Source organism: Croceibacterium xixiisoli (assembly GCF_009827305.1).
Taxonomy (GTDB): domain Bacteria; phylum Pseudomonadota; class Alphaproteobacteria; order Sphingomonadales; family Sphingomonadaceae; genus Croceibacterium_C; species Croceibacterium_C xixiisoli.
On record NZ_WTYJ01000001.1, the window covers coordinates 204,859 to 227,733 of the forward strand.

12 protein-coding genes are annotated in these 22,875 nt (G+C 65.4%); 10 read left to right on the top strand and 2 right to left on the bottom strand.

What is annotated here, in order from left to right; translation table 11 throughout:
* Positions 1-24 precede the first annotated feature (24 nt).
* The 7 genes from GRI97_RS01055 to GRI97_RS01085 all read left to right on the top strand — a co-directional run bounded on the left by GRI97_RS01055 (position 25) and on the right by GRI97_RS01085 (position 19,197).
* Complete coding sequence (locus GRI97_RS01055) at positions 25-1,827, top strand: putative porin (protein ID WP_161389302.1); 1,803 nt, start codon at positions 25-27, stop codon at positions 1,825-1,827.
* A gap of 160 nt (positions 1,828-1,987) precedes the next feature.
* Entirely contained in the window at positions 1,988-2,428 is a 441-nt protein-coding gene (locus GRI97_RS01060) for a hypothetical protein (RefSeq protein WP_161389303.1), read from the top strand.
* Between the two features lie 151 nt (positions 2,429-2,579).
* The gene (locus GRI97_RS01065; RefSeq protein WP_161389304.1) at positions 2,580-15,227 is read left to right on the top strand and encodes a filamentous haemagglutinin family protein; all 12,648 of its coding nucleotides are present in this window, start codon (positions 2,580-2,582) and stop codon (positions 15,225-15,227) included.
* Positions 15,228-15,315: 88 nt separating this feature from the next.
* A complete protein-coding gene (locus GRI97_RS01070) occupies positions 15,316-16,137 on the top strand; it encodes a SapC family protein (protein WP_161389305.1) in 822 nt (273 codons plus the stop codon).
* Between the two features lie 15 nt (positions 16,138-16,152).
* Positions 16,153-16,770 carry an OmpH family outer membrane protein gene (locus GRI97_RS01075; protein WP_161389306.1) on the top strand — a complete coding sequence of 206 codons (618 nt, stop codon included), beginning with the start codon at positions 16,153-16,155 and terminating at the stop codon, positions 16,768-16,770.
* Positions 16,771-16,781: 11 nt separating this feature from the next.
* Positions 16,782-17,249 (top strand): hypothetical protein, encoded by a 468-nt coding sequence (locus GRI97_RS01080; protein WP_161389307.1) that lies wholly within the window; start codon positions 16,782-16,784, stop codon positions 17,247-17,249.
* A gap of 163 nt (positions 17,250-17,412) precedes the next feature.
* Positions 17,413-19,197: a PfkB family carbohydrate kinase gene (locus GRI97_RS01085; protein ID WP_161389308.1), complete on the top strand. Its 1,785-nt coding sequence runs from the start codon at positions 17,413-17,415 to the stop codon at positions 19,195-19,197.
* A 19-nt stretch (positions 19,198-19,216) separates the two neighbouring features.
* Here GRI97_RS01085 and GRI97_RS01090 read toward each other — a convergent pair whose 3' ends face one another.
* Positions 19,217-19,513 (bottom strand): hypothetical protein, encoded by a 297-nt coding sequence (locus GRI97_RS01090; protein WP_161389309.1) that lies wholly within the window; start codon positions 19,511-19,513, stop codon positions 19,217-19,219.
* Entirely contained in the window at positions 19,510-20,007 is a 498-nt protein-coding gene (locus GRI97_RS01095) for a DUF3299 domain-containing protein (protein WP_235917562.1), read from the bottom strand. The genes GRI97_RS01090 and GRI97_RS01095 overlap by 4 nt, the downstream gene beginning before the upstream one ends.
* Before the next feature lie 281 nt (positions 20,008-20,288).
* On the opposite strand from GRI97_RS01095, the gene GRI97_RS01100 reads away from it, so the two are divergent.
* Genes GRI97_RS01100 through GRI97_RS01110 form a run of 3 tightly spaced genes read left to right on the top strand, consistent with a single transcriptional unit; the run spans position 20,289 to position 22,713 of the window.
* Complete coding sequence (locus GRI97_RS01100) at positions 20,289-20,945, top strand: ABC transporter ATP-binding protein (protein ID WP_161389310.1); 657 nt, start codon at positions 20,289-20,291, stop codon at positions 20,943-20,945.
* A complete protein-coding gene (locus tag GRI97_RS01105; RefSeq protein WP_161389311.1) occupies positions 20,945-22,207 on the top strand; it encodes an ABC transporter permease in 1,263 nt (420 codons plus the stop codon). Before GRI97_RS01100 ends, GRI97_RS01105 begins: the two co-directional genes overlap by 1 nt.
* Before the next feature lie 5 nt (positions 22,208-22,212).
* The gene (locus GRI97_RS01110; RefSeq protein WP_202392542.1) at positions 22,213-22,713 is read left to right on the top strand and encodes a DUF3299 domain-containing protein; all 501 of its coding nucleotides are present in this window, start codon (positions 22,213-22,215) and stop codon (positions 22,711-22,713) included.
* Positions 22,714-22,875: the final 162 nt, after the last annotated feature.

The following is a 22,875-nucleotide window of genomic DNA, read 5'->3' on the forward strand; positions in this document are numbered from 1 at the left end:
CTGTTTTTTGAAGGGAACTTCACGATGTCTATTCTCACCGGTCCCAGTGGCCGTCTCAAACCCCTGCTTCTGGCCTGCGTGGCCGGCGCCACCCTCTTCGCCTCGCCGGCGTCCGCGCAAGAACGCCGGATCGACGGCGAGAAAATCCTCGAACTGCTGGTCGCCAAGGGCGTGATCAGCCAGGCCGACGCCGATACCATCGTATCGCAGGCCGAAGTGGTCGAAGCGGCACCGGTTCAGGCCCAAGCCCAGGCACGCGCCCCGCTGCCGCAGGCCGGCGTTGCCGCCGATGGCACGCAGACCATCGCCTACGTCTCGCCCGTGGTGCGCGAACAGATCGTCCAGCAGGTGCGGGCAGAGCTCGGCACCCAGGCGCAGGCCGAAGGCTGGTCAAAGCCGGGCGAGACGCCCGAATGGACCCGGCGGATCAACATCTATGGCGATGTGCGCGTGCGCGGCGAGGCGCGGTTCTATGACAAGGACAATGGCGACATCTTCTGGAACTACGGCGCGCTCAACCATGGCGAACCGTTCGATATCAACGATCGCAACCCCGACTATATCGGCGCGCCCTATATAAACACGCTGGAAAACCGCGAACGCTTCCGCCTGCGCGCCCGATTGGGCGTCAAGGCGCAGATCGCCAGCTGGATCAGCGCCGATGTGCGCATCGCCACGGGCGCCGACAATGCCCCGGTCTCGACCAATCAGACGCTGGGCGCCGATGGTACGGGCAAATATCACCTCTGGCTCGATCGCGCCTCGGTCCGCCTGACCCCGGTCAAGGATGTGGCGATCGATGTGGGGCGCTTTGCCAACCCCTTCTTCACCTCCGACCTGATCTTCGACAATGACATGAACTTCGACGGGATCGCCGTCTCGGCCTCGGCCCCGGTGACCCAGGGACTGCGCCTGTTCGGCACGGCCGGCGCCTTCCCGGTGTTCAACACCGACATGAACTTCGGGTCGCAGAACGCCCAGGTGGAAGAGAATGTGCCACGCGGGCGGCCCTATCCCAGCCAGGATCGCTACATGTTCGCCGCCCAGGCCGGGTTCGATGCCAGGGTCAGCGATGCGATCGATCTGAAGCTGGCCGGCGCCTATTACCACTTCGACAACATCCAGGCCCGCCAGTCCGACCCTTGCTATTGGTATGAGCTGGTCTGTTCGACAGATGCGCTGCGGCCTGCGTTCCAGCAGTTCGGCAACACGATGGCGACGCTGCGCGATATCGTGCCCAATCCGGTCAATCCCGATCTCTCGCCCGATCCGCAGTACTTCGGCTATGCCTCAAAGTTCAGGATCCTGCATGTGCGCGGGGCACTCGATTACCGCGCCAATGACGGGTTCGGCGTGCGTCTGGAAGGCGATTACGTCCGCAATCTGGGCTGGAACCGCAGCGAGGTGGCCGCCCGGGCGATCAACAATCTGGGGGCGGACGTCACCCTGCCCGATCCCACCCCAACCGATCCCGACAACACCATCACCCGGCCCGGCGCCTATCAGGGCGGCAATCAGGGCTGGCAGGCCCGCCTGACGGTCGGTTCGGTGATGAACCTCAACATGATGGGCGACTGGGCAGCCAAAACCGGCGACTGGAACGGCTATGTGGCCTACCGCCGGCTTGAGAGCGATGCGGTGGTCGATGCCTTTGCCGATTCCGACTTCCACATCGGCGGCACCAACAACCGGGGTTGGCAGATCGGCGGCAATTATGCAGTCGCGCCCAACACCATCGTCGGGCTGCGCTGGCTGGCGGCTGAAGAAATCGCCTCGGCCCCCTTCAGCGTGGATCGCGGCTTCGTCGATCTGATGACCCGGTTCTGAGAACCGGATCCCGGATCACACCATGTCCACCACCGCGCTCCTTATCGTGACCGCCCGGCTGCGCCAGATCGCACGGCCGGGCAGTCATGCGCACCCGGCTGTGCCTGTGCCCTCAGGCAGGCGCAGCCGGGTTGCGGCCAAAAGGATCGCGGGAAGGATCATGGCCTGGTTCGCCCTGCTGCTGCTGCCGGCCTCGCCGCTGCTCGCAGCCCAGCAGGTGGAGCCCGATCAGCACGAACCTGCTCAGACAGAAGCTTTGCGTGAACTGCCGGCCACCGAACTGCCACCCGTCGAACCAGCACCGGCGAACACCCGCATCGGCACGGCCGCGCCGCAGGGGCCCTGCGTGATCGTGGACATCGCGGGCGAACAGGCCGGCCATCTCGATTGCGCGACCCGGCGCCTGGCCCAGGCCGCCCGCATTGCCCAGGATCAGGCCCGCGCCGGGATCGATGCCCCGGTCTCGCAAGCCGGATCCCCCGATACCCGGATCGGCATCGCCAACCAGTCCGCCACCCGGCTGCGCATGGGCAGCGGCTTTGGCACCTCGGTCCATGCCGAACGGCCCGCGACGCGCCCGCCCCGGGTGCCGCGGCCATGATGGCGAGGAGCTGCTTGAGACATTCTTCAGACCACCACGCGCGCGGCCCGTCCGCCGCGTGGTGCCGTCCCCACCCAGACCTTCCTTTTGAACATGATGCGACGCGCCAGCCCGTGACGGCCGCGCGTGCCCGCCTGCCGGAGAACGACCGATGACCGACAACCGCACTATCCGCACCAAGCTTCTCATCGGTGCCTCGCTCTCCGCCCTGCTGCTGACCGGTGTGGCCCAGGGCGTGGCCCAGGCGCAGGACCGGGCTGCCGCAGGCTGGGGGCGCGGGCGCGGCGCGGGCGCCGATCCGGCCGCTGCGGTTGCCCGCGCCGCGCAGGACCAGGCCGTGCGCCAGGCGCAGACCAACAGCTCCACCCAGCGCGCGCTCGATGCCCTGCGCCGCGCCGCGCAAACCCGCACCCAGATGCAGGATGCCCAGGTCCAGGCCCGTATCGCCGCCCAGGCAGCGATGAACCTGGTTCCCAATGGCATCGGCCAGGGCGGGCTCCAGGCCGCGCCCGAGATCGAGATCGATCCCAGCCTGTGGGTCGGCGCCAATGGTCCCACCCAGAGCGCGGGCGAAGGCGGGCGCACCAAGGTCACGGTCGAACAGAGCGAGAGCAAGGCCATCCTGACCTGGGACAGCTTCAACGTCGGGCGCGAGACCGATCTCTCCTTCAATCAGCAGAGTGCCGACTGGGTCGTGCTCAACCGTGTGCGCGATGCCGATGCCAGCCAAATCCACGGCAGCATCAATGCCAAAGGCACCGTGCTGATCCTCAACCAGAACGGCGTGCTGTTCGGCGGCACGGCCGCCGTCAATGTCCGCAATCTGGTCGCCTCCAGCGCCAGTATCACCGATGCCGCCTTCCTCGATCGCGGGATCTACTCCCAGCTCTCGGGCACCGAATATCTGCCCAGCTTCACCGATGCGGGCGGTGCGATCACGGTCGAGGCCGGCGCCCAGATCACGACCCATGCGCCCACCAGCGCCACCCAGGGCGGCGGCTATGTGCTGCTGATGGGCAGCCAGGTTACCAATGCCGGCGCCATCACCACGCCCAAGGGGCAGACCCTGCTCTCGGCCGGGGATGACTTCCTTGTCCGCCGGGGCTTCGGCACGGCAGAAAACCCCTATTCCACCACCCGCGGCAATGAGGTGCGCGGGCTGATCGATGCCGGCTCTGTCAGCGGAACCGTCACCAACAGCGGCCTGATCGAGGCCACCCAGGGCGATATCACGCTGGCCGGCCGCACCATCCGCCAGGACGGCGTGGCGCTGGCCACCACCGGGGTCAATCAGCGCGGCACGATCCATCTGCTCAACAGTGCGTCTGACACGCAGGGCTCGGTCACGCTGGGCGCCAACAGCCTCACCACCATCCTGCCCGAACTCGAAGCCAAGGATACTGCGCTCAACGGCCAGCGCGATGCGCTGATCGCGCAGAGCAACACCGCCAATCTCAACCGCCCCACCACCACCAATGGCGGGTTCGACGATCGATCGCTGCTGGCCGACCGGCTCGACCAGAGCCGCATCGAGATCGTCACCGGCGGCGATGTGCTGTTCGCCGGCGGTTCCAGCACCAGCGCCCAGGGCGGTCAGGTGGCCGTGCAGGCCAATGCCGGGCGGATCACCGTGGCCGATGGTGCACGGATCGATGTCTCGGGCGTGATGGGCGTGGCGCTGGACATGGAATCCAACTCCATCATGGTCAACGTCCAGGGCAATGAGATGCGCGACAGCCCGGTCAATCGCGACAGCGAGAATCTGCGCAGCCAGAACATCTGGCTCGATGTGCGCGACCTCGTCCTCCTGCCCGATGGCACGGGCGATTATGACGGCGATCGCTGGTACACCGGCGGTGGCCTGCTCGAGGTTGGCGGCTATCTCGCCAATATGTCTCACGGCATCGGCGAATGGGCGGCCGTGGGCGGCACCATCACGCTCGCCGCCAGCGAAGTGGTCGCCCATCAGGGTGCCAGCTTCGATATCTCGGGCGGCAGCCTCGATTATGCCGCTGGCTGGGTCAACTCCACCCGCGTGCTCGGCGAAGACGGCAAGCTCTACGACATTGCCACCGCCCCCGCCTGGGTCAGGATGCTTGCCTGGGGCGATGCCTTCGTGCGCAACCACACCCGCTGGGGCACCGCCTATACCCAGGTCTGGTCCCACCCGCTCGGCGGCGCACGCTCTTCCCGCCGATGGTCCGAAGGCTACAGCGTCGGTCGCGACGCCGGCCAACTCATCCTCTCGGCCCCGACCGTCATCCTCGAAGCCGATATCCTCGCCCAGACCATCAATGGCGAGCGCCAGACCCTGGTCCGCGAAGATGGCGTCACCGATGGATACAAGCTCGGCCAGCATACCGTCGCCAAGGCCGGTACCCTCGCAATAGGCGGATATACCGCGCTGGGCCGGACTGATCTGTTCGACAGCCTCATCACCATTGGAGAGGCTCCTCCCCTCGCTCTGGCGCTGGAAACGGGTGCTGCCCTGTCGGAGGATCTTCTCAATCGCATCACGCTCGATGGCGATCATCTCAGCGCACAAAGGCTGGGCGGCCTTTCCATCGGCACGCGCGGCGCGGTCACCATCACGGGGGACCTCGTGCTCGGCGATGGCGGGGCGCTCGATATCACGGCGCCGACATTCCATCTGGATGGCAGCGTCGTCGCACGCGGCGGCTCCGTTTCCGTATCCAATATCTTTTCAACCTCGCAGGCCTCGATCCCGGCCGTGGAATTGCTGGACGAGGGTGTGGCTGGCATCACCATCGGCGCAGGCAGCCTGATCGATACACGCGGCCAATGGGTCAATGCGCTGACCGATGCCAACATCGATGCTGCAGCGCCATTTTCCGGCTTCGGATATCTCGATGGGGGCTCCGTCACCCTGCGTTCGACGCAGGATGTCACGCTTGACGAAGCGTCTGTTGTGGATGTTTCATCGGGTGGCGGCTTGCTGCCCGATGGCAGTGTACGGGGCGGCCGGGGTGGCGATCTGTCGCTGGAGGCCGGCATTCTGAGCGGCGGCTACACCCGGGACGGCCGGCTGACACTGGGTGGCAAGATCCACGGGTACGGCGTTACAGGGGGCGGTACGCTGCTGCTGCAGTCGGGACGCATCAGCCTGGGAACAGGCGAAGGTGCATCCGACACGACGCTGGTGGTCAGCAATGCGCTGTTTTCCAGTGGTTTTGGCCATTACGAGATCGTGGGCGACCAGGGTATTTCCGTGGCAGATGGGGCTGTCATCGATGTGACCATGCCAGTCTACCGGCTTGGCGTAGACGGCCGCGTCCTGGCGAGCGGCAGCGATCCGGCTGCGGCTCTGGAGCTGTGGACTCCACCGCTTTATCTGGAAAACCCGGAATCCGGCGTGCTCACCCAACGCGGCGGCGCATCGCTGACGCTGCGCACCGGCGACACGCTGCGATCGCTTGCCGACGTGGAGGATATTCGCGTGTCCATCGGCACTGGCGCGGTGGTCAGTGTCGATGCCGGGCAGGAGATTGCCCTCAGCGGGCCTGGCTATATCGAGATGGATGGCCGCCTGAACGCCTGGGGTGGAGATATCTCCATCACGCAGAGGGGCATTCTGTCGCAGGAAGCGGGCGGACCGGCGGATGTGCCCGCCCATGGTCGTTCGCTGTGGATCGGTGAAAATGCCGTGCTCGATGTCGCGGCCCGGGCCGTGACTGCCGTCGATGTACAGGGCCGGCGTTACGGACATGTCGGCAAGGGCGGCAACATCATGATCGGCGGGGCGATCGATCATTCCATAGGCAGCCCAGGGGGCGGATCGGCCTTTGTCGTGATCCGCGAGGGGGCATTGCTGGATGCATCGGGCGCACAGGCGGTGCTCGATCTCGATGGGCGGCCGGGGACCACGGTCGCCAGCGACGGCGGCACGATCTCCCTGGGTTCCGTGCTCGGCCTCTATCTGCATGGAGATGTCAGGGCGGCGGCCGGCGGCGCGGGTGCAGCGGGCGGCACGCTCGACTTGTCGCTGGGCACCACATTGATGGATCGCAATCGGCCAGTCGACCGGATGGTCGTGCCGCGGGAACTGATCCTGACCAATGTCCGGGAAGATCTGGATTTGTTCGGCACCATGACCGCACGCGAAGCGGCTGATGGTCTGGTCTACGGGCATGGTGCGCTGGCGGTGGATCAGATCGAAGCCGGCGGCTTCGGCAGCCTTGGCCTGGCCGTCATGGGGCAGGTCAGCTTTGCCGAAAGCATGGATATCACGCTTGGGCAGAGTGCCAATATCTACGCGCTGTCGCTGGCTCTGGGTGAGGCGGCGGATGCGGACGGCCGCATTTCCATCACAGCGCCCTATCTGCGTCTGGGGGGCGTGCCGCAAATCGGTACCGATCTGATCGGTGTCGTGGCCGTGCAGATCGCGGGCACTTCGTCCCGTCCGACCGCCGCCAGCCTGACGCTGAACGGCGGGCTGATCGATCTGCGCGACCGCATGAGCTTCGGCGCGAATGGCACGCTCAACCGCACGACGGGCGCGTTTGCCTATGATCGGCGTGATTTCGCCGATATCACACTGAACAGCAGCGGGGACATCCGCCTGCTGGCGGGGGCCAACACCAATGCCACGCGCCTGGTGACGGCGCACAATCTCATCCTGTCCAGCGCGCAGGTCTACCCTGCGACCCACGCGCAGACGGAACTCGTCGCGGACACCATTCGGATCGGCCGCAGCACTGATGTCGTCCCTGTACTGCCTCATTCCGCCTTCGGCCTGCTCTGGCTCGATGGGCGCACGATTGAACAGGGCGGCATCGTACGCGCGCCGCTCGGTGCACTGCAGATCGGTCGCACGGGCACCGAAAATCCAGCGGTGGAAGTCGATTTCCTGCCCGGCAGCGTCACCTCGATCAGCGGCAAGGGCCTCATCATGCCCTATGGCGGCACGGTTGACGGCATCCGCTATGACTACGACGGCACGCCGCTCAGCGAAACGCTGCTCGGCCTCAGCGGCTTTCGCGCCGAACTGGAGATCGCAGGGCAGAGCATCGCGGTTGCCGAAGGCGCGGTGATCGACGTCTCCGGCGGCGGCGAACTCACCGGCGCGGGTTTTGTCAGCGGGCGCGGCGGTTCGATCGATGTGCTCAAGCATGCGCTGGTCGATGCCAATCCCGCTTTCCCGTCCAGCGTTTCGGGCAGCAGTGTCTATGCGCTGGTGCCGTCCCATTCCGGCATCGCGCCCTCCGCGCCGGAGGCTGGCGCAGGCGATCCGATGATCGGGCAGCAGATCACGCTCGATGCCGGTGTGCCGGGCCTGCCGGCGGGCACCTACACATTGATGCCGTCGACCTTTGCCCTGCAGAAAGGCGCCTTCCGCGTGGAGATCGCCCCGTCGGCCAATCCGCGCGGCACTGCGCTGCCGGCTGTCGACCTGAAGAACGGATCGCATATCGTTACCGGCCATCTGGGAACCGCCGGCACGAATGTGCGGGAAGCGCTGAGCCGGCAGGTGATCGTGACCCCTGCCGATGTGGTGCGCAGCTATTCGCTCTATAACGAAACCAGCTATCACGATTTCGCCGTCGCCGATGCGGCGCGGTTGGGCATGCCGCGCATCAGCCTGCCGATCGACGTGCAGAATCTGTCTCTGACCTTCGCGAAGAACCACACCGATCGCCCGGCTCTCTCCTTCGAAGGCGAACTTCGCAACACACCGGAAAAGGGTGGCTGGCTGGGCCAGGTCACGCTCCGCCCCAGTTCCGGATCGGTCGAGATCGTGAAGGCCGGCAACGGGCCGACGGTGGATTTCGACGGGGTGACGCTGGATGATGCGGCGATCAATGCGATGAATGCCGGCCGCCTGATGATCGGCGGCACCACCGTTCGTAATTACGGCCCGCCAAAGCTGACCACAGGGGCCACCGGCACCGTGCAGGGCAATATCGTGGATATCCGCTCTTCCACGCGCGATCTGATCGTGCGCAGCAGTGCGACGTTGATGGCCAGCGACATTTTCCTGATCAACGGTTTCCAGGAAAACGTCATCACTGTCGAACAGGGTGCGGTGCTGAACACGCTGGGCAAGGGCAGCGCGGGGCAGGATGCGCGCGATGGTTTCATCTATCGGCCCCTTCAAGCTGCAACCTTTGCCGTTTCCAACAGCTATCTGACCTTCATTACCCCGGACGATGGTAGCAATGGCTTCGGACCGGGGCGGATCGACATCGGCACCTGCCTGTCCGTCTGCGACGGGGTTACCCAGCTCTATTCCGAAGGCAGCATCGTTTCTGCCACCAACAAGGCGTTCAATTTCGACAATGCCGTCCGCTACGGCACGCGCAGCCTGACGCTGGCGATGGGCGGTATCAATATCGGCACCGAAACATCGCTGGCTGCAGCGCAGGCGACAGGCGTGATGCCAGCCGGCCTGAACCTGAGTCAGAGCGTGCTGGAACGCCTGCTGCAGGGTGATACCAGCACCGGCGCGCCCGCGCTGGAAACACTGGTGCTGACCGCCAGCGGATCGATCAATTTCTACGGCACGGTCACGCTCGATACGATCGATGCAACCACTGGCAAATCGTTGCTGGCCAATCTGGTTATGACCAGCGGCGGCATTTATGGCCACGGCAGCGCCAGCGATGTGGCAACGATCCGCACCGGAAATTTCATCTGGAACGGCTCCACCAATCCGACCCCGGCTATCATTACCGGTGGAGCAGGTACGGGCAGCGGCCTGTTCAATGTGGAGGCGGAACGGATCGAGTTCGGCTTTGGCCCCGACGCTGTCATCTCGACCGCGAAGCATGATCGGCTGGCGCTGGGCTTCTCCGCCGTCAATCTGACGGCGAGTGATCGCGTTACCGCCAACCATTCGGGCACGCTCTCTGTCTATCAGGCCCAGGGCGCCTATGCACCGGAAACCGGCTTTGCCTATTCGGGCGGCAATCTCACCATCACCGCCCCGCTCATCACCAGCAATGCGGGTGCCAGCAATGCCATCACGGCAGGGGGCGCGGTGCATCTGACCGGTTCGGGCACGGCGGCTTCCATCAGTGATCTGGGCGGCACCCTGTCCGTCCGTGGCCAGACGCTGACGGTCGATACCACCATTGCCCTGCCCTCGGGCCGGCTGACCCTGGCGGCCGAAAACGATCTGGTCCTGACCGATCGGGCGCAGATCGACCTGGCCGGGCGGGAAATCCCCTTTGATGATGTGAAGCGTTACAGCTGGGGCGGTGAGGTTGTTCTCGAAAGCCGATCGGGCGATATTCTGCAGGGATCGGGTTCGGTCATTGACCTGTCGGCCCGCAACAACAACGCCGGCGTCCTGCGGGCGACCGCGCTGCACGGTTCGGCCGGGCTCATCGATCTGCAGGGCCAGGTTCTCGGCAGCAGCAGCGGCGAATATGATGCAGGCGGCACCATGGTCCCCTATCAGGGTGGCGCGGTGGATTTGCGCGCGCAGAGCCTCGGCGATTTCGCCGCCCTCAACACCCGTTTGAACGAAGGCGAGGTCTTCGGCGGCCGCGCATTCCAGATCAAGCAGGGTGATCTGGTCGTCGGCGATGAGCTGAAGGCGCGCGACATCAGCGTATCACTCGACGGCGGGGCCCTGACGGTTACGGGCAAGGTGGACGCCAGCGGGCTGCAGGTGGGTAGCATTCGCCTCTATGCTGCCGATGGCCTGACCATCGGCGGCAATGCACAGCTGGATGCGCATGGCAGCCTGCTGCGCGTGGACAGCTATGGCCGGATCATCAACAGCCCCAACCGCGCCATCATAGAACTGGGTTCAGGCAATGGTACGCTGACCCTGGCGTCGGGCGCTCGGTTCGATCTGCGCCACGGCACCGGGGTAGCTGTCGGCACCGGAAAGGGCCAGCATGACGGCAAGGATCGTGGTACGCTGGAACTCAATGCCCCGCGTCTGGGCGCCCGAGATATCGCGATCGACGCCGCCGGGGCGCTGACGATCGTGGGTGCGCGGTCGATCGCGGTCAATGCTGTGCGCAGCTATGGTGACGGCGATCTGCTGATCGGCAGGGAACCGACGGTCGATGACCGTCCTTATCACTACATCAACGAAGGCTGGATGGATCAGCGCCATGCAGAAAGCACGGCCTTCATCGATGCCGCCCTCGCCAATGGTTCACTGATGAACGGCAAGCTCGCCGGGCTCAACAATGCGACCTATCGCGATGCCTTCCACCTGCGGCCCACGGTGGAGGTGGCCAGTTCGGGCGATCTGGTGATCAGCGGCGATATCGATCTGTCAGCCTATCGCTATCGCGGGGTGAACCCCAATTTCGTCCATATCGACGGCGTGGTCGGTTCGGGAGAAGCAGGTTCTCTGGTGCTGCGGTCGGGCGGCAACCTGACCCTGTATGGATCGGTCACCGATGGCTTCGCTCCGCCGCCCGATGCCATGCCGGAAGAAGGCGGCTGGGTGCTGCTGCCGGGCGAACAAATGTTCAACACGCCGGTGGTTGTGCCGCGTGCGGGCATCACCCTGCACCCGGGTTCGCGCTTCAAGGCGGGCGATACGCTCAACTATGGCGTGACGCTGCAGCCGATGGTCATGGCAGCCGGCACGCGCCTGCCATCGTCGGCCGCGCTGACGGGCGATGTCACTCTGCCGGCGAATACCGTTCTGTCCGGCGATATCTTCAATGCTGACGGCAGCCTGGCCTATGCCGCTGGCAGCCGTGTGGCAGAAGCGACCACGCTGACGGCGGGCATGACGCTGGGGGCAGGTTTCCTGCTGACCGGGCCGACGCCGCTGGGGCAGATCGAATGGGCCAAGAACGTTCCGCTGCCGCATCTGGGGTCTTTCGTGCAGAACCGCGATCTGGACATCGTCCACCTGGCAGAAAGCGTCACCCTGCCAATGGGCGGCGTCATTCCGGCCGGCGCCTGGCTGGAACTGGGTGCGGGTGTGGACAAGGTGGACCTGCGGCCCGCAGGCGGCGGCAAGAGCTATGCGCTGGCCCAGATGCTGCCCGAAGGGTCGCAGAGCTGGAACCTGCGCCTGGTCGCCGGCGCCGATCTGGGCGCGGCCGACAGCCGCCGGGTCGATCCCTTCGCTGCCCATGGCAATCTGGTGCTGGCCGATGCCCATTTCGGCATGAACGGCAAGCGCGCCGCCGGTGGTGGGGAGCGGTTGTTTACCGAGGAAGGGGCCATGAACCTGATCGGCGATCCCTCGTTCGCCGGGCTGACGGAATCCGAAGTGGATGCTCGCCTGCTGAGCGAATATGGCGCCAACTTCGCAGATCTGATGGGCATGTCGTTTTCCGACATGTGTGCGCAGAACCCCACCTATTGCGCAGGCGGCGGCGGTGGCGTGCCGATCTTTACCGAGGAAGGAGCGATGTACTGGATCGGCGATCCGTCGCTGGCGGGCCTGACGGAGGCTGAACTCGATGCACGGTTGCTGAGCGAATACGGCGCCAACGTTCAGGACCTGCTGGGTATGTCCTTCGCCGATATGTGCGCGCAAAACCCCACCCATTGTCAGGCGGGCGCAGGCGGCGGCGCACCGATCTTCAGCGAAGCCGGCGCGATGTACTGGATCGGCGATCCGTCGCTGGCGGGGCTGACCGAGGTTGAGCTCGATGCACGGTTGCTGGCCGAATATGGTGCGGTCTTCGCCGATCTCCTGGGCGTCAGCTTTGCTGACATGTGCGCCATGGACCCCACCCATTGCGAAGCCGGGGCCAGTGGCCCGATTACCTATGATTACACGCCTGCCCAAGCCGCGCTGAGCGTGCTGCGCACCGGCACGGGCGATCTCGAACTCGTCAGTGCGGGCGATCTGTCGGTCCGCTCGCTGTTCGGCGTCTATACGGCGGGCACATCCACGATCAGCCTTGCCGATAGTCGGGCAGCCGGTCTGGACATGCCGCGCGGAACCTCATCGGTCACCAGTATCCTGTTGGGGGCAGGTTTCGAGAAATACGTGGATGGTGGAGAAGAGAGCCTCTACCGCGCCTGGTATCCTGATGGCGGCGGCAATGTCAGCCTGACTGTGGGCGGCGATCTGACCGGCGATCTGATGGGGCGCAAGCGCACCTCCGCCGGGGTCGGCAGCGAACAGTTTGCCGGGATCGAGATCGGCAACTGGTTGTGGCGCCAGTCGAGCGTGCAGGGGCTCGGCGCGCCGACCGCCTGGTGGATCAATTTCGGCACCTATGCCAGCACCGGTGCTTCGGCTTCCTCCGTCGTGGGCTTCACCGGTTTCGGCACGCTGGGTGGCGGCAATCTGGCCGTCCACGTTGCGGGGGATGCCGGGACGATCGCGAAGCAGGGCTCCATGCTTTATGGGGAAGCTACGCGCAGTCAGGGCCTGGTGCTGGCCGTGGGCGCGACCGGACGGGTCATCGATGGCGAATTGATCCAGACTGGCGGCGGCGACATGGATATCCGGATCGGCGGGACCATCAACCCCTCTGTGGAGGCGCGGACATTCGGTGTACGCCAGGATCTGCTGGGAACGATCGTGAATATGCGCGGCACCGTACGGCTGGATGCCCAGGCTGTCGGAGGAATTACGCCCAGCGCGAACCTGGAAGACCTCAATCCCAACCACATACCTCTCATTCCGCCGGCAGCGACCAATGGCGGGGGCATCGTGCTGGCGCCCGGCGACGCTACGGTCCGGGTCAGCACGCGCGGCGATCTGGTGCTGGGCAGCGTGGTGGATGGCGGGCGCGGCACGCAGCGCAACGCCAGCGCTTATGATCTGGTCATGCCCGGCGGTGCCCGATTCACAGGCACCGGCGGCGCCAGCAACTGGTTCAGCCTGTGGACTGACAGCACGGCGGTCGACATCTTCTCGGCCGGTGGCAATTTGCGGCCGCTCGCCGCGATGGCGGCGATGGAATTCGGTGGAAATCCCAGTGGTGGCACCGGCGTCGAGCCGACCGACGGGCGTTTCCTCTATCCGTCGATCTTCCGCGCCACGGCGGCGGGCGGCAGCATCTATGTCGATAATGGTCAGGGTGGGCCGGACACCGCGAACACCACGCTGTATTCGCTGATGCTGGCGCCCGGCCGGAAGGGGCAACTCGAAATCCTGGCGGCGGATTCGATCAATGCCGGCGGCTACACGATCACGCCGTCGGGCGCAGACATGAACAGCCTGGTGACGCCGTTCAATCCGGGCATGTCCATCTATGGTTTCTACGAAGGCTATTTCCATACGTTTGGTCCGGGCCTGAGCGCCCTGGCAGGGTCTGCCTCGTTCAGCCTGTTCGGCTATGGCTACAACACGGCGGGCGGCAATACGCCCGGCGCCGAGGGGCCGGCGCGCTTCTATGCCCGTGACGGGGACATCATCGGGCTGCGCACAGGCGAAATCCTGGATTATCCGGTGCGCGGCCTGACCATCTATGAAGGCGCACGGCCGGTCTGGATGAAGGCTGGCCGCGACATCGTGAACAGCGGCAGCCCATTGGGTGAAGCACTTCGCCTGCCGTCCTCGATCGGGCAGGCCGGCGCCACCACCACCAGCAATCTGTTCGTCCACAATGATGCGACCGACGTGTCGATGGTTCAGGCTGGCCGCGACATTCGCTTCAGTTCCTTCAACATTGCCGGCCCAGGCACTCTGGAAATCACCGCCGGGCGCAGCATCGTGATGGAAGATGTTGCATCGGTCACCAGCCTTGGCCCGATCTTCATAGGTGATACCCGCCCCGGCGCATCCATCAGCATGATGGCCGGCATGGCCAATGGGGTGGATTGGGGCGCGATCCGCACGCGTTATCTCGATCCGGCCAATCTGCTGGTCGCCAATCCCGATGGGCAGATGCCCCCGCTCGAAGGATCGGGCAAGGTTGCCAAGGTCTATGATGCCGAGCTCGGCGTCTGGCTGAAGGATCGCTATGGCTTTGCGGGCACGGGCGAAAAGGCGCTGGCCTATTTCGATGCCCTTGCCCCGGAACAGCAGCGCGTGTTCCTGCGTGAAGTCTATTACACCGAAACCCGCCTGGCCGGCCGCGAATACAACAATCCGGACAGTCCGCGTTTCGGCAGCTATCTGCGCGGGCGGGAAATGATCGGCACCCTGTTCCCGGACAAGGATGCCGATGGTGCAGAGATTGTCCGCACCGGCGATATCCTGATGTTCGGCGGTTCCGGCGTGCGGACCAATTTCGGCGGCCATGTTGAAATGATGGCGCCCGGTGGGCAGATCGTGGTCGGCGTGCAGGGCAATGTGCCGCCGGCCACCGCGGGCATCGTCACCCAGGGCGTGGGCGATATCCGCCTGTTCAGCGAAGGCAGCCTGCTGCTGGGCCTGTCGCGCATCCTGACGACATTCGGCGGGGACATCTTCAGCTGGTCTGAAGAAGGGGACATCAACGCCGGGCGGGGTGCCAAGACCACCGTGCTCTATACCCCGCCGCTGCGCACCTATGACGCCTATGGCAATGTCCGCCTCGCCCCGCAGGTACCGTCGTCCGGCGCCGGGATCGGTACGCTCAACCCGATTGCGGAGGTTGCCCCGGGCGATATCGATCTGATCGCTCCGCTCGGCACGATCGACGCAGGCGAAGCGGGCATCCGCGTGTCCGGCAATATCAACCTGGCCGCGCTGCAGGTGCTCAATGCCGCTAATATCCAGGTCCAGGGCGAAGCAACCGGCATTCCGGTGGTGGCAGCCGTCAACACCGGGGCGCTGACTTCGGCCAGCGCGGCCAGCACGGCGGTGGCAAACCAGGCGGCGCAGCTGGCGGAACGGACCCGGCCCCAGGCTCGCGTTGACCTGCCCACCATCGTCCAGGCCCGCTTCATCGGATTTGGCGAACAGCCCTGATCGGCTGGACACCGTTTTACCGGGATGGCGGCGCCACAGGATTGCGGCCCGCCATCCCGACCCATCATCATATTGGAGCATACCCATCATGGCGGATACACCCGCTTCGACCGCGCCCGCCGGCGCACCCTTGCAACCCCTGTTTTATCAGGCGCTTCAGCCTCTGAATTCGCAACTCCATGCCGATTGGCGGCTGGCCGATGGCGATGCCGGTTTTGCCGAAACCACGCCCTTCGTCCCGCTGGTGGTGGGCGAACTGGCGGCGGCTGCTCGCAGCTACCCGATCGTGTTCGCGGCCGACAGCGCGCAGCCGGTGGCCGTGCTCGGGCTGGAACGACGCAATCTGTTCGTGCAGGGCGGTCGCTGGCTGCCCGATGCCTATGTGCCCGCCTATGTCCGGCGCTATCCCTTCGCCTTCGTCGCCACGATCAATCCCGATGGCTTTGCCCTCGCGATCGACAGCGGCTCGGACCGCGTGTTGCAGAATGGCAGCGACGGCACGCCGCTGTTTGTGGAAGGAAAACCCAGCGAACTGACCAGCCAGGCGCTCGCCTTTTGCGACGCCTTCCAGGCCGAAGCCGCCGCGACCGCCGCTTTCCTCGATGCGCTCAAGGCACAAAATCTGCTGATCGATCGTCGGGCGGATGCCACCCTGCCGGACGGGCGCAAGCTCGGGCTGGACGGATTCCAGGTGGTCGATGCCGAAAAATTCGCAAACCTTGCCGATGATGTGGTGCTCGACTGGCATCGTCGGGGGTGGCTGGCGCTGGTGCACTTTCATCTCGCCTCGCTCGAACGCTTCGGTCTGCTGCTCAGCCGCCAGGCCGGCCTGGCCGATCCGGCCACACCGGTCACGCCCATGTCATCTGATGCTGCTTCGGCCGCGCCAACCTCCACCCACCTTCACTGATAAAGGCCTGATCGCATGTTCCCCCGTATCCTCATCGCTTCTGCGCTTGTTTCCACCATGCTCGCTGCCGCGCCCCTTGCCGCACAGACAATTGGCGGCGCAGCGGCTTCCCCGGCACCTGCCGCCCAGCCGCTGGGCGGGCCGGTCGTTCCGGGCCTCTGCCTGCTCTCGCGCGAAGCGATCTTCGCCAATGCCGCAGTCGGCAAGGCAGCCTCGGCTCGTCTCAATGAACTGACCCGCACGGCGCAGGCGGAAATCGATGGCCAGCGTCCTGCGATAGAGGCGGAAGCCAAGGCGCTGGAAGGGCAGCCGGACAATGCCGAAAACCGGCAGAAGAGAGAGGCGCTGGCCGCCCGCTGGAACGCGCTGCAAGCCAATGCCGCGCATGTCAGCCAGGAAATCGAGGCCACCCGCGCCAAGGCGCTGGAACGGATCGCCAATGATGCACAGCCTTTGATCGCGCAGGTCTATACCGCAAAGGAATGCGGCCTGCTGTTCGATCGCGGGGTCGCGCTGGGCGGCAATTTTGCCAATGATCTGACGGCCGATGTGGTGCGCGCGCTCGATGCGAAAGTCCAGACCATCACTTTCGAACGCGAACGCCTGCCGCAGCAGACGCCCGCCGCAAACTGAGGGGGAAGGGCATGGCCGGTTCGCGTTTTTCGCTGGGGCGTCTGGGGTTGAAAATCCTGTCGGGCATCGTGGGCGGCACGGCGACCATCGCCATGCCCGCCGCTGCCCAGTCGATCAGCCCGGAACAGGCGCCGGCCGCATGGCTCGCCTATGCCGATCATGTGACCCGCGCGGTCATCGGCTGGATCGAGGCGGATAGCGAACCGGCCGTGCGGCTGCGCACCTATCTCGATGCGATGCGCAGCGACCCGGCACAGCCGACCGCACCGCTGCTGCTCAAGATCTGGATCGATCCGGCGGGAATCGTATCGCGCATCGAGCATGCGCCCTTCGCCCATGCGCAGGCGAATGCGGATTGCCACACGCTGCTGGCCGGGCGCTCGCTCGATCAGCCCCCGCCCCGGGGTATGCTGCTCCCGCTGCGGGTCATGGTCCAGTTGCCACCACGACAGGATCCAGAGGTGCAGCAGGGCTTCTGACCCCCAATTGCCAATGGCGCCGAAAGACCACTGGCAATTCTGTATTTGACTGTATCAAACGATCGGCACCGGATTGTTGCGGCCTGACTTCCGTAAGTGATTGATTGACAACTTTAACACAAGTTAATTAGTCAATGATCCATAAGAACGGAGGAGGCCGCGCATGACCATTCTCGTCGCGGGCAATGCTGCCCTGCTCGACCTCGTCGGTGTGGCGGATCGCCTGCCGGCTTTGCATGGCAATGCCATCCCGCCAGCGGCGCGGGCGGATTGGGCCAGGGGTGGCGCGGCGCTCATCGCTGCCTTGCGCATGGTGCGCTATGGCCATGATGTCCGGCTCTGGCATCCCGTTCCGCGCGATGATCGCGCGACCGCGATGTTTGCTGATCTGGCCGATGCGGGTGTCGATACCCGGCTGTGCCCGTCGATCGATCAGGTCATCCCCAACGGCGTGATCCTGTCTGGCCATGCGGGTCGCTCCACTTGGTCGAACCGGAACGCGATCGCCGAAATCGGTGATATGGATGGCCTGCTCGACGGTATCAGCGATGTCATCATCGCGCCCGTCTGGGGCGATTGGGCCGATGATCTGCTGCGGGCGGCAAGCCAGCGCGGCATTCGCTGCAGCCTGTTCGGCGCCGCCCCGCCGGCGCTTGCGCGCCAGCAATGGTACATGCGCGTCGGCAATGCGGCGCAGATAGCCGCCAGTGCCGATGCCGGCCATCCGGTCACCGCCACGATCACCTGCATGACCAGGGGCGCGGCCGGTGCGGTGGTCACGGTGGCCGGGCGGGACAGCTTCATTCCGGCCAAGGCCGTCACGGTGATTGATGCCACGGGGGCGGATGATGCCTTTGCGGCCATCTTCATGGCCGCCATGATCGATGGCAAGACGCCGGTCGAGGCCGGGAAAGAGGCCGCCCGCGCAGCGGCCGAGGCATCGCTGCATTGGGGCGCCTGGCCGGTGGAACAGGCGCGCCGCGCTGTCCCGCCGGGGGCCGGTCAGCACGATCGTGTTCTGGGGGCACTGGCGGGCGCCGCCACTGGCGAAACGCTGGGCATGCTGAATTCCTTCGTGTGGATGCCCGTCTGGCGCAAGGAGATGGCGCCGGGGACGCAGGGCGATGATGCCTGCTCGCCGCAGCAGGGCGACACGCGCGATCAGGTGGCGAACAGCCTCAACGACTTTTTCATGTCGATGGGCGGCAGCGATCCGCTGGCTGCCGGTCCGGGCACCCGCCGTGCGCTGCAAACGCGCGAACAGGGGGAAGCGGTCGACGTGATCGGCAAAACGGGCGTTGCCGACAGCGTGGCCATGCGGCTGGCGCCGATCGGCGTCTTTGCCGGCCTGGCTCAGCTCGACATTGCCGAAACGACCACTTTGGTGGAGGCGGCTGGCTGGCCGGTCCATGTCACCAGCCTGGCCATTTCAGGCGCGAGCGCGGTGGTCTGGGCGATTGCGGTGGCGATCCGTGGCGATGCCTGGGGCGATGTCATGCAGGCGGCCCTGGCCGGTGCCGCTGCAGGCGCCACGCGCGGCATTGGGGGCGATGCGCAGGGCATCGGCGGGCGGATTGCTGCTGCCCGCGCGCTCGCTGCGGCCAGCCTTTCAGTCCAGAAGCTGGTGGATGGGCTTGCGGGCCTGCCGGGCGCCGATGGCGATTGCGGCAATGTCATTCCTTCCGCCATTGCCATTGCCGATTTCGTGCAGGGTGATCCAGCCCACGCCATCGATATTGCCGGCCGTCTCGGCTCCGATGCGGATACCATCGCGGCGCTCGCGGCGGCGGTCTGCGGCGCCTATGCGGGCACCACCTGCCTGCCGGCAGATTGGCGGCCCCTCATCGATCACCAGCTTGATCGCCATCGTGATCGCAATGCGCCGTTGACGCTGGCGCAATGGGCACATCAGCTCGAAGATCTCGCCCGCGCGCATATGTCGGGCTGACCGGCCGTTACGGCGCCGATCAGCTTTCGCGACTGGCGGTGACGATCGGTTCCTGCGCGTCGGGGGTGAAACGGCGCAGGAACTGCTGCTTGGACCGGGCGATCTGATCGGCGTGGAATTCGTCGATCGCGCGCTGGGTCGCCTCGGCCTTTTGTTCCGGGGTCATGCCGCCGTAATTCAGGAAGCCGAGGAATTTGTAGACCGCCTCGTCATGCTGGTCGCAGGCAAGTGCCGGGGCGGCCACCACCGCCAGCCCTGCGGCGGCGATCATGGCCAGCCGCCTGGCGCGGCCCTGGATGGATGTCACAGGCTTCATATCTCGCGTCCTTCAACCATCTTGTAGAATACGCCGCTCTCATCCGCGCCGGACAGCACCAGCTTTCCTTCAAAGGTACGCACGCTGGTTTCGTCGACCCCGACCGGGCGGGACACGCGGATTTCGATGAATTGATCGGGCGCTGGATTCAGGTGGAACGGGCAATCCGGCGGATAGGCCAGCAGCACGAAATGGCTCTGCCGCGCGCCACTCTGCAGCGGCAGCATATAGCCGCTGACCTTGATCGTCCTGCCCGCCAAGGCCCGCACCTGGGCGGGGAAACGCGGCTTGGAATAGATCAGGCCAGACCGTTCCTGGGTGATTTCCTCGGTCGATTCCAGCAGCGCCCAGGAAACCCCACCCGGCGGCGTTGCGGCCGGGCGCCAGACGGTTTCTGCCGGCCGCAATCCGGCGGCGCGCTGCGCCTGCACGGGGGATGTCAGCATGGCGGCAACGAACAGGGCCAGCATGATCGCCTTAGCGCGCATGAACATGTTCCGATCGATCGTTCACCTGATGTCCCCGAATTGTCCTGGCCCGGATGCGGGCGGGGCAAATTATCGGGCGCAGCCCCCCGGCGATCAATGTCGATCCGTAGCGAAATCCATCAAATTGCCGGGCTGCCCCTGCGAATGCTGCCGGATTCCGTGAAAATGCCGCGACACGGCGGGCAGGGTTGTGCAGGTCTAGGATATATTGTTACATGCGCGCGAATGGGTCGCCGCTGTCCGAGCCGGCGCCCGGGCCACCCGCAGCTCACAGGTGCCGATACGCAATGACCGCCGTTCTCGATGTTAGCGCAATCTCCAAGGCCTATGGGTCTGACCGGATCCTCAGCGATCTGAGTTTCTCCGTCGAACCGGGCGAACATCTGTTGCTGCTCGGCCCGTCGGGTTCGGGCAAGAGCACGCTGATCAATCTGGTCACCGGTCTGCTGACCCCCGATTCGGGCGAAATCCGCATCGGGGGGGAGGCGATGACCGGCATCGACGGCGCCGCACGCGATGATCTGCGCCGGCGCCGCGTGGGCATCATATTTCAAACGCTGCGGCTCGTCTCCGCGCTCAGCATCCGCAACAATCTGCGTATGGCGCAGCAGCTCGGCAGCGGGCGCACCGATGATGCCGCGATCGACCAGCTGCTCGATATTCTCGGCATCGCCCACCGCGCCGATGCCAAGCCGCGCCAGCTCAGCCATGGTCAGGCACAACGCGCGGCGATCGCCCGGGCGCTGGTTGGCCGGCCCGATCTGATGGTGGCGGATGAACCCACCAGCGCGCTCGACGATGCCAATGCGCAGCGCATCGCCCAGTTGCTGATCGATACCGCACGGGCACAAGGCACCACGCTGCTGATCGCCACCCATGACCAGCGCCTGCGCCAGTTCATCCCGCGCTCGCTCGATCTGGCCACCATGGCGGAGGCTGCCTGATGCTCAAGCTCGCCTTTGCCTATATGAACGATCGCCGGCTGGTGACTGGTCTCAACATCCTGCTGCTGGCGCTGGCGGTGGCGACACTGGTGATCCTGCTGCTCGCCTCCACCCAGCTGGCCGACCGGATTCAGCGCAATGCGGAGGGGATCGATCTGGTCGTCGGGGCCAAGGGTTCCCCGCTGCAGCTGATCCTTTCCAGCATCTATCACATGGATCAGCCGACCGGGAATGTGCCGCTCGAAAGTGTGCAGATGCTCCGCCGCGATCCGGCCGTGCGCCAGGTTGTGCCGCTGGCGCTGGGGGACAATTTCCGCGGCTATCGCATCGTCGGCAGCGAACCGGCCTATCTGGGCCTCTACAATGCCGAACTGGCCGAAGGAAAAATCTTCGGGGGTCAGGGGGAGGTGGTGCTCGGCGCCGATGCCGCCCGCAATCTGGGCGCCGGTCTCGGGCAGAAATTCATCGGCAGCCATGGTCTGTCCGACAGCGAGGGCGCCGGTGAACACGATTCGCATCCGTTCGAAACGGTCGGCATTCTCAAGCCCACCGGCACCGTCATCGACCGGCTGATCCTCACCTCGATCGAATCGGTATGGGACGTGCACGGCATCGCGCATGAGGAAGAAGACGCGCATGATCACGATCATGACGCACACGGCCATCACCCCGATCACGAAACCGAAGCCGCCGCCTCGCGTCACGCCGGCCTCTTTCCCGAAGTCACCGCGCTGCTGGTCCGCTATCGCTCGGCCGCCGGGGCGGTTCGCCTGCCATCCATGATCAACCGTCAGACCGATATGCAGGCAGCGGTGCCGGCGGTGGAAACCGCGCGCCTGCTCAACCTGCTTGGGGTCGGGATCGATGGCGCGCGGCTGTTCGCCTGGCTGCTGGCGGCGGTCGGCGGCCTATCGATCTTCGTCACTCTGCTCAATGCCGCCAGCGCGCGCGAAGCCGATCTGGCGCTCCTGCGCGTGATGGGCGCCAGCCGCGCGCGGGTGTTCGGCACGGTCATGGTAGAAGGGCTGGTGACCGCCGGCATCGGTGGGCTGGTCGGCATCGCGCTGGGCCATGCCACGCTCGCCGGGGCGATGGGCAGCTTTGCCGCGCTGGGCGAAATCGGCCTGCAACCGTGGCAGATGCATCCGGGCGAACTGGTGATCCTGGCCGTGGTGCTGCTGATCGGCCTGCTCGCCGCGCTGATCCCGGCGATCCGCGTGTTCCGGATCGATCTGGCCGCCACGCTGGCAAAGGCAGGGTAAACATGATGTCCCGACTGGTTCAACTGGCGCTTGCCGCAACATTCGCCTGCATCGCCGCCGCTCCGGCCCCGGCGATGCAGGATGGCGGGCAGGCCCCGCATGATGGCACCTGGCAACCCGCGCGCACCCCGCCGGGCGGCACCTCCTGGCGCCTGCTGGAATCCACCCGTCTCAACGATCGCACCGATCCATCCACGAAGATCATCTACACCCGGCCGGTCTTCCCCGCCGGGATACGCAATTTGTCCGGGCGGCAGATCAAGGTGGCAGGCTGGATGATGCCGCTGGAAAACGGCGCGCGGCAGAAACATTTCGTGCTGCTCGGCTATCCGCCCGGTTGCCCCTTCCATCTCCATGCGCTGCCGAATCAATTCATCGAAGTCTATTCATCGGTCCCGATCCGGATGGACGAAGTAAATCCGATCATTATTTCAGGCACTCTGGAATTGACCGGCCAGGATGAAAGCGGTGTTTTCTACCGGCTTAGGAACGCCCGCCCGGCGTAGCCTTGCCCAAACTTGCTATCGGCAAATTGGCTTAAATGGTTTTAAACCTTATCGACCTACTCCGGTGGAGAGAGCGATTCGTGCATCAGGCCGTTTCGTCAGCAGGGCGGACAGCGCAAAAATGGTGGGGCAACATCCAGCAGAGACAGGTCCGGCGCCCGT